Here is an 8,299-nt window from a genome sequence, read left to right as displayed (position 1 = left end):
CGTTAGCCGCCGCGGGACCCGCGCCGAGCGCCAGCGAGGCGTGGGAGGCGGATAAGCGTTAGCCGCCGAGGGACCCGTTCTCCCGGGCCGACAAGGTAACAAGACGGGCGGCGGATTGTGTCCCGAGTCGCACGGCGGCGTCAACTGGCTTAGGCTCGGGGAAAGTAGCACGACGCCGACAAAGGAGGCATCGCGTGCCGATGATCCAGCAGTACCCGATCGAAACGCAGCAGGAAACACCGGCGGAACCGACCGCCGAAAGCACCAAGTTCGACTTCGTCGTGGTGGCCAACCGGCTGCCCATCGACCGCATCCAGGACGCTGACGGCGAGCCGGAATGGCGGCGCTCCCCCGGCGGCCTGGTAACCGCGCTGGCCCCCGTCATGGCCACCGCGGACGGCGCCTGGGTGGGCTGGCACGGGGCTGCGGACGAGGAACTGGGCGAGTTCAACCATTCGGACATGCATCTGGTCCCGGTCCCGCTCTCCGTCGAGGACGTGGAACTGTACTACGAGGGCTTCTCCAACTCCACGCTCTGGCCGCTCTACCACGACGTGATCGTTCCCCCCGAGTTCCACCGCACCTGGTGGGACCGCTACGAGGAGATCAACCGCCGATTCGCCGAGGCGACGGCAAGGACCGCGGCCCCCGGCGCCACCGTCTGGGTGCAGGACTACCAACTGCAGCTGGTCCCGCTGATGCTCCGTGAGGCCCGCCCGGACCTGCGCATCGGCTTCTTCAACCACATCCCGTTCCCTCCGCTGGAGATCTTTGCCCAGCTGCCGTGGCGCCGCCAGGTCCTGGAGGGCCTGCTCGGTTCGGACCTGGTGGGCTTCCAGCGCCAGAGCGACGCCAACAACTTCATGCGGTGCGTGCGCCGCTACCTCGGCTACACCGTCAAGGCCCAGCACATCCACGTGCAGGATGCCGGCGGGGCCCCGCAACGGATCTGCCGGGCCGAGGCGCACCCCATTTCCATCGAGTCCCGCGAACTGGCCCGGCTGGCCACGGACCCGGAGATCCGCGCCCGTGCCGCGGAGATCCGCGCGGAACTGGGCAATCCGGAGACCGTCCTGCTCGGCGTGGACCGCCTCGACTACACCAAGGGCATCCGCCACCGCATCAAGGCGTTCGGCGAGCTGCTCGAAGACGGGAAGCTGACCGTGGGCCAGGCCTGCCTGGTCCAGGTCGCCAGCCCCAGCCGCGAACGCGTGGAAAGCTACGCCCAACTGCGCGAGGAGGTGGAGGGTGCGGTCGGACGCATCAACGGCGAGTTCGACACCATGGGCCACACCGCCGTGCGCTACCTGCACCATTCCTACCCGCTGCGCGAAATGGTGGCCCTGTACCTGGCCGCGGACGTCATGCTGGTCACCGCCCTGCGCGACGGCATGAACCTGGTCGCCAAGGAGTTCACCGCCACCCACACGGACAACCACGGCATGCTGGTGCTCAGCGAGTTTGCCGGCGCCGCCGACCAGCTGCGCCACGCGGTCCTGGTCAACCCGCACGACATCGACGGCCTGAAGGCCGCGATCATGACGGCCGTCAACATGCCCCAGGCCGAATCGACGCGCCGCATGCGCATCATGCGCCGCCAGATCGCCGTCAACGACGTCGCCCGCTGGTCGCGCATCTTCCTCGAGTCGCTGGCCGCCGGCCACGAGGAGGACTGACCATGCCTTCCGCACACGCCGCGCTGTACGACGCGATCGAGGGCCTGGCCGACGTGCCCCTGCTGCTGGTCGCGATGGACTTCGACGGCACCATGTCCCCCATCGTGCCCCGCCCCGAGGACGCCCGCCCGCTGCCGGCGGCCGCCGCCGCGCTGGAGGCCCTCGCGGAACTGCCGGGCACGACGACGGCGATCCTGTCCGGGCGGGATCTGGCCAGCCTGCGCCGGGTCGCCTCGCCCGGCCCCGAAACGCTGCTGGTCGGCAGCCACGGCGCCGAGCGCTGGGCCCCGGAGCGCTTCCACGCCGACGGGTCCGACGTCGTGCTGGACGTCCGCCAGGTCAGGCTGCTGGAAACGGTCCGTTCCCGCTTCGCCGCAGTGGCCGCGGGCTGCCCGGGCGCCGCGCTGGAAGCCAAGCCGGCCGGCGTCGTGCTCCATGTGCGCGAGGCGGACCCCGCCGCGTGGGGCCCCACGCTCGCGGCCGGCCGTGCCGAACTCGAGGACGTGGAGGGCGTGACGCTCAAGGACGGCAAGGCCGTGCTGGAGGCGTCCGTGGTGCGCGCGGACAAGGGCTCCGGGCTGGACTGGCTGCGCGAGGTCGTGGACGCCTCCGCGGTGCTCTTCGCCGGCGACGACCTCACCGACGAGGAGGCCTTCGCCCGGCTGCATCCCGGCGACATCGGGGTGAAGGTGGGCCCGGGCCCCACACGCGCGCAGTACCGCATGGACGGACCGGGCGCCGTTCCCGGCCTTCTCCGGGCGGTCCTGGACGTGCGAGCATGAGCTGACCCACCCACCACGGATCGCCGGGCACGCTCCTGCCCGGGGAGGGAGCACCGCTTTCGATGGCACGGCACAATCCGATAGCAGGGCGCAATCCGATATCAGGGCACGGTGCGTTCTGGCTCAACGAACCCACCGACTACACCCAGCACGGCAAGCTTCCGCGCGAAACCCCGGCGGCCCCGCGCCCGGCGGTTCCGGGACCGCTGAGCATCACCGCGGCCACCCTGGACCCGGAACTGCTGGACCTTCCGTGGCACGTGGCGCTGGAGGACTGGCAGGCCCGCAACCTGGCCGCGCTTCCCCGCGGACTGTCCCGGCACATCGTGCGCTTCGCCCGGCTGGGGAACACGGTCATCGCCGTGAAGGAAACCACCGAGCACGTCGCCCGCCACGAGTACCACATGCTGCGCAAGCTGCGCCGCCTGGATGCCCCCTGCGTGGAGCCGCTCGCGGTGGTCACCGGCCGGACCGCCGCCGACGGCACCCCGCTGGCTCCGGCCCTGGTGACCCGGCACCTGAAGTACTCGCTGCCCTACCGCGCCCTCTTCTCCCAGAAGCTGCGCCGGGAGACCCTGACGCGCCTGATCGACGCGCAGGCCCTCCTGCTGGTGCGCCTGCACCTGGTGGGCTTCTACTGGGGCGACGTCTCCCTCTCCAACACCCTCTTCCGCCGCGACGCGGAGGCCTTCGCCGCCTACCTGGTGGACGCCGAGACCGGCGAGCTGTACCCGGAGCTTTCGGCCGGACAGCGCGAATACGACCTTGAGATCGCCCAGGTGAACATCGCCGGGGAGCTGATGGACCTGATGGAAGCGGGCCTGATCGAGGACGCCGTGGACCCGGTGGCCACCAGCGAGCAGATCCTGGACGCCTACCGCGGGCTGTGGGCGGAACTGACGCGGCAGGACAAGCTGGACGTGGGCGAGCGCTGGCGCATCGACGAGCGCATCCGCCGGCTCAACGGGCTCGGATTCGACGTCGAGGAGATCTCCCTGCTGGCCACCCCGGACGGCACGCAGCTGGTCCTCCAGCCCAAGGTGGTCGACGCCGGCCACCACCAGCGCCGGCTGCTCCGGCTGACCGGGCTGGACGTGGAGGAGCGCCAGGCGCGGCGGCTGCTCAACGACATCGACGCCTTCCGTGCCCGCCGCCACCCGGAGGCGGACGAGGACCTCGCCGCGGCCCTGTGGGTGGAGGAGATCTTCCAGCGGATCACCCGGGCCATCCCGAAGGACCTGCAGGGGAAGCTGGAACCGGCCCAGATCGTGCACGAGGTCCTGGAGCACCGCTGGTACATCTCCGAGCGGCGCGGGGCCAACGTGCCGCTGGCGGAGACGGTGGCCTCCTACGTGGAGAACGTCCTGCGCCACCGCCGCGACGAGGCCGCGATCATGCTCGATCCGCCCGCGGCGGGCCTCACGGACCCGCCAGATCGGGATTGAGCGGGGCCGTCACCGGCTCCGGCCGCACCGCCGAGCCGCGCGCCTCCACCGGCACGTGGACGCCCGGGAGGGCGAAGAGGGCCGCGGACGGCCCAGTGCCCTCCAGCACGACGACGGCGGCCGTGCCGCCGTCGTCTGAACCAGCACCCTCCGGACCAGCACCCTCCGGACCAGCACCGCCCGGATCACCGCGGCGGTCCGCCGTGATCCGGCCTCCGACGGCTGCCAGCGGCTGCGGGGTCCCGCCGACCAGGTCCACGGGCAGTTCCAGCCCGTTGAACGGGGCCCGGGAGGCGACCACCAGCACGGACCCGGACGGGTGCTCGCGCACGAAGGCAAGCACGTCCCCCTCGGCGTGGAGCCAGCGGATGCCGCCCTCGGTCAGCGCCGGGTGGGTGCGCCGGACCCGGGCGAGCTCCTCATAGAGCGGACGGAGGTCGGCCAGCACGCGGGACGGATCGTCCCACGGCATCGGGGTGCGCGAGTCCTCCCCGTTCCAGCCCTCCAGCCCGAATTCGTCGCCCATGAACACCAGCGGGATCCCGGGCAGCGAGAACTGCAGCACCACCCCCACGGACTGGCCGCCGGGGATCATGGCGTAGGCTGCCCGGCCGGTGTCGTGGGTGTTGATCGCGTTCAGGTTGGCCCGGCGCACCGCCCAGGGGAACCCGGCGGCGAAGTCCAGGTGGGTGGCCAGGAGGTCCTCGGCCTCGATCCGGTTCGGGCCCTGCTGCGGCAGGCCGTAGAAGTCCACCGGCCGGCGCCCGGGTTCGGGGTCGCGGACGAGCCACTGCCACAGCGGCCGGGTGAAGTTGGTGTAGGTCATCGCGCCCTGCCAGGCGCCGTTCTGGAAGTCCGGGGAGGCGTCGGAGGTGGACTCGGCCAGCAGCATGGCCTCGGGCTTCACCTGGCGCAGCCGTTCCCGGAGCAGCCCGGCGATCTCCTGGTTGAGGTCGTCGGCGCCCATCCGGCCGGTCATGTTGCCCACGTCGATGCGCCAGCCGTCCAGGTTGAACGGGGGCTTGAGCCAGCGCACGGCCATCGAATCGTCGTCGAGGATGAAACGGCGGCGCAGCGCCTGCGAATGCCAGTTGAACTTGGGCAGCGACTTGACCCCCAACCAGGCCACGTACTTCGTGTTGCGCTCGGAGAAGTAGTAGTAGCCCGACTCGGGGGCCTCCGGATGGCCATGGGAGTTGCGGAACCATTCGTGGGCATCGCCCGAATGGTTGGTGGTCAGGTCGCCGATGACCTGCAGGCCGCGCGCGTGCGCCGCCTCGATCAGCGAGATGAACGCCGCGTCCCCGCCCAGCAGCTCGTCGACGTGGTTGAAGGTGGAGGCGTCGTAGCGGTGGTTGGAGCGGGCCGGGAACATCGGGGTCAGGTAGACGACGGACGCTCCGAGCGCCACGATGTGGTCCAGCTTCTCCTCGACGCCGCGCAGGTCCCCGCCGTAGAACTGGTAGGGGGTCTCCGGCCCGCGGCCGATCACCGGGGTGGTGTTCCAGTCGCAGGGGATCGCCCAGTCCGGCAGTTCGCGCCCGTCCGCCTCCGCCGAGCGGGCGAACCGGTCCGGGAAGATCTGGTACATCACCGAGCGGGGCACCCAGTCGGGGGTCGGGTCGGCGACGCCGATCCTGAAGTCGGCCGCGTCGGGGACGTCCCGGGCAGAGATCCCGCGGGCGTTCACCCAGAGGTAGGTCGGCCGCGCGGCGTCGTCCTCCGGGGCCACCTCCACGAACCAGCGGTACTTCTGCACGGGGTTGACCATGGTCAGCCCGGCCTCCCACCAGTCCCAACCGGCGGAGCCCTCCAGCCGCACGGCGGCGTCGTAGTGCGGCTCCGCATCCCGCACGCTGCGCAGCCACACCCCCGTCACGGTGCCGAATCCGGCAGGGATCCGCAGCCGCACCTTCACCGTGTCCCGCAGGCGGGGGTTCGGCGGCTCCACATACAGGCTGGAACCGTCGTGGTGCGGGTGGATGATCATGGCTCTCTCCGGATCTCGTGCGCTTGTTAGGGCGAGCCTATCCCCGCCAGGCCCCCGCGCAGGTGACGAAGTCCCCGCCGGGTGCGTGGCGCCCATCGAGCGTCACGCAGGCGACAACCAGTGCCGGGCGCTGCTGGGCTGGGCTGGGGGCGGGAAGGCGTGGGGATCCGGGCCCATCTCTGCAAAAATGCCCTGACATGGAAGAAGGCCCCCGATCCTGGCGGATCGGAGGCCTTCAGTGGTCGGGGTGACAGGATTTGAACCTGCGACCTCGTCGTCCCGAACGACGCGCGCTACCAAGCTGCGCCACACCCCGGTGCATCACTGCGGAACAAGACTTTACCGGGGATTCACCGAATCACCTAATCGAGGCAGCCCTTTGTGGCCTAGATCGCTTTTTCGGGGTTGAGGATGCCGTTGGGATCGAAAACAGCCTTGATTTGGTGCTGCAGATCACGCACCTCCTGCTGCTGTTCCCAGCCCAGCCAGCGCAGCTTGTACTGGCCGACGCCATGCTCGCCGGTGATGGTCCCGCCGGCGTCCAGCGCCGCACGGATGGATTCGTCCAGCGCGGCGTCCAGCCGGCCCAGGCCGGCTTCGCCCTCGTGCGGGTCCAGCCAGAAGGTCGGGTGCAGGTTGCCGTCGCCGGCGTGCGCAACAATCCGCAGCCGGACGCTGTGGCGCTCGGCGATCCGATCCAGCGTGCGCATGTAGGCCACCATCTGGGAGCGCGGCACCGCGACGTCCTCCCCCACCCGGTAGGCGTCGTCCTGGGCGTCTCCGCGGCTGGAGCGGCGCATTTCGATCAGAAGCTCCGCCTCGCCGTCGTCCTCCGGTCCCAGCTCGGCGCCCAGCGCCGCCAGCGCCCGGCGGACCAGAGCCTCCTCGATCCGCGCGCCGTGCCCGTCCAGGCGCACCAGCAGCAGGGCGCCGCCGCGCTCGCGCAGATTGCTGCCGTGGATGGCGTCGATGACCTCCATGGTGCCGGAATCGAGCAGTTCCATGATGGCTGGCTGGACCCGGGCGCGGGCGATCGCCATGACCCCGGCAGCCGCCGCGGCGATGTCCGGGAAGACGGCGGCCAGCGAGCGGAGCTCGGGGCTGAGGTAGCGCAGCCGCACGGTGACGGAAACGACGACGCCGAGGGTGCCTTCCGAGCCGACGAACAGCCCGGTGAGGTCGTAGCCGGCCACGCCCTTGAACGTGTCCCGGCCGATGCGGATCAGGCGCCCGTCCGCGAGGACCACCTCGAGGGCCAGCACGGAGTCGCGCGTCACGCCGTACTTGGCGCAGCGCAGGCCGCCGGCATTGGTGGCCACGTTGCCGCCGATCGTGGACTGCCGGAAGCTGGCGGGGTCCGGCGCGTACATCAGGCCGTAGGGTTCAACGGCGGCGTTCAGGTCCGCGTTCACGACGCCGGGCTGCACCGTGGCAACCTCGTCCTCCACGCGGATCGCCAGGATGCGGTTCATCCGCTCGAGCGAGAGCACGATGCAGTCCTTGATCGCGTGGGCGGCCCCGGAGACGCCGGTGCCGGCGCCGCGGGCGATCACCGGCATGCGGTGCGCGTTGGCGATGCGCAGGGTCGCCTGCACGTCCTCCACGGTTTCGGCGAAGACGACGGCGTGGGGCACCTGCGGGTCGGCCACGTGGGCGTTGTCACGGCTGTAGGCGGCGCGTGTGGCCTCGTCGACGGCGACGTGGGCGACGGCTGCGGACAACTCGTCCAGGAAGGGCGAAATGACGGCGGGCATGCGTACCTTTCGGAGGCGAAGGGTGGTTCGTGGCCGGGACCCGGCTTGGGGCAGGAGCGCGGGTGCGGCTATTTGCCACCCATGAAGCGGGCGTAGTATCCAAGGATCTCGTCCCAGTTCCCATACTTGGCATGCTGCTCGTGGCCGGCCGCACCCGGAGCCCACCCGTCGTGCGTCAAGGTGACTTTGGTCCCGGTGCCGTGCTCCTCGAAGGCGATGACCACCCGGGTCGGAGGCTGCTGGTCCATCAGCATCGTGAAGGCGAGCTCGATCAGTTCCGGGTGCTTGACCTGCACGATGCGGGCCCACTGGTACTGCCGGCCGTCCTCGGCCTCCTCATAGAGGCTGCCCGAACCGAAGGCGGGATGAGTGCCGGAACCGAAGGCCGAGTACTTGCCAACGGGCCACCAGAGATGGGTGTACTCGGTCATTCCCTCGAAGGCCTGGTCCGCGGCCACGGGCACCGTCACCGAGGAAACCAGCGGCGCAGGAACGTCCGTGGCGGTGTCCTCCGGGCCTGTGGCAGGTGACGCATGGGAAAAAAGTCCGTCCATGGGTTAACCGTACCGCTGGGTGTGGCGTGTTGTGGTGTTAAAGGCGTCAGGCCCCCGACCGTGTGGTCGGGGGCCTGGCGTGAATGGTTGTCCGGCGG

Annotated in this window: 6 protein-coding genes and 1 tRNA gene; 3 read left to right on the top strand and 4 right to left on the bottom strand. The window is 70.6% G+C overall.

The genetic code is table 11. The annotated features are described in order from the left end of the window. Positions 1 to 200: 200 nt before the first annotated feature. The 3 genes from ABD912_RS20865 to ABD912_RS20855 all read left to right on the top strand — a co-directional run bounded on the left by ABD912_RS20865 (position 201) and on the right by ABD912_RS20855 (position 3,903). Positions 201 to 1,676 carry an alpha,alpha-trehalose-phosphate synthase (UDP-forming) gene (locus ABD912_RS20865; RefSeq protein WP_345153967.1) on the top strand — a complete coding sequence of 492 codons (1,476 nt, stop codon included), beginning with the start codon at positions 201 to 203 and terminating at the stop codon, positions 1,674 to 1,676. Between the two features lie 2 nt (positions 1,677 to 1,678). Further along, positions 1,679 to 2,458 carry a trehalose-phosphatase gene (otsB, locus tag ABD912_RS20860; RefSeq protein ID WP_345153966.1) on the top strand — a complete coding sequence of 260 codons (780 nt, stop codon included), beginning with the start codon at positions 1,679 to 1,681 and terminating at the stop codon, positions 2,456 to 2,458. A 62-nt stretch (positions 2,459 to 2,520) separates the two neighbouring features. After that, positions 2,521 to 3,903 (top strand): DUF4032 domain-containing protein, encoded by a 1,383-nt coding sequence (locus tag ABD912_RS20855; protein WP_345153964.1) that lies wholly within the window; start codon positions 2,521 to 2,523, stop codon positions 3,901 to 3,903. Here the strand turns inward: ABD912_RS20855 and ABD912_RS20850 are convergent. The 4 genes from ABD912_RS20850 to ABD912_RS20835 form a co-directional block, all read right to left on the bottom strand. After that, a complete protein-coding gene (locus ABD912_RS20850; RefSeq protein ID WP_345153963.1) occupies positions 3,878 to 5,893 on the bottom strand; it encodes a glycoside hydrolase family 13 protein in 2,016 nt (671 codons plus the stop codon). The genes ABD912_RS20855 and ABD912_RS20850 overlap by 26 nt on opposite strands. Before the next feature lie 239 nt (positions 5,894 to 6,132). Further along, positions 6,133 to 6,209, bottom strand: a tRNA-Pro gene (locus tag ABD912_RS20845). Between the two features lie 70 nt (positions 6,210 to 6,279). Continuing rightward, complete coding sequence (locus ABD912_RS20840) at positions 6,280 to 7,647, bottom strand: FAD-binding oxidoreductase (protein ID WP_345153962.1); 1,368 nt, start codon at positions 7,645 to 7,647, stop codon at positions 6,280 to 6,282. Between the two features lie 68 nt (positions 7,648 to 7,715). Continuing rightward, a complete protein-coding gene (locus ABD912_RS20835; protein WP_345153961.1) occupies positions 7,716 to 8,201 on the bottom strand; it encodes an SRPBCC domain-containing protein in 486 nt (161 codons plus the stop codon). Between the last annotated feature and the right edge of the window lie 98 nt (positions 8,202 to 8,299).

Origin of the sequence: Arthrobacter ginkgonis, from assembly GCF_039540195.1 — a bacterium.
Classification (GTDB): domain Bacteria; phylum Actinomycetota; class Actinomycetes; order Actinomycetales; family Micrococcaceae; genus Zafaria; species Zafaria ginkgonis.
This window is presented reverse-complemented; position numbering and strand designations above follow the sequence as displayed.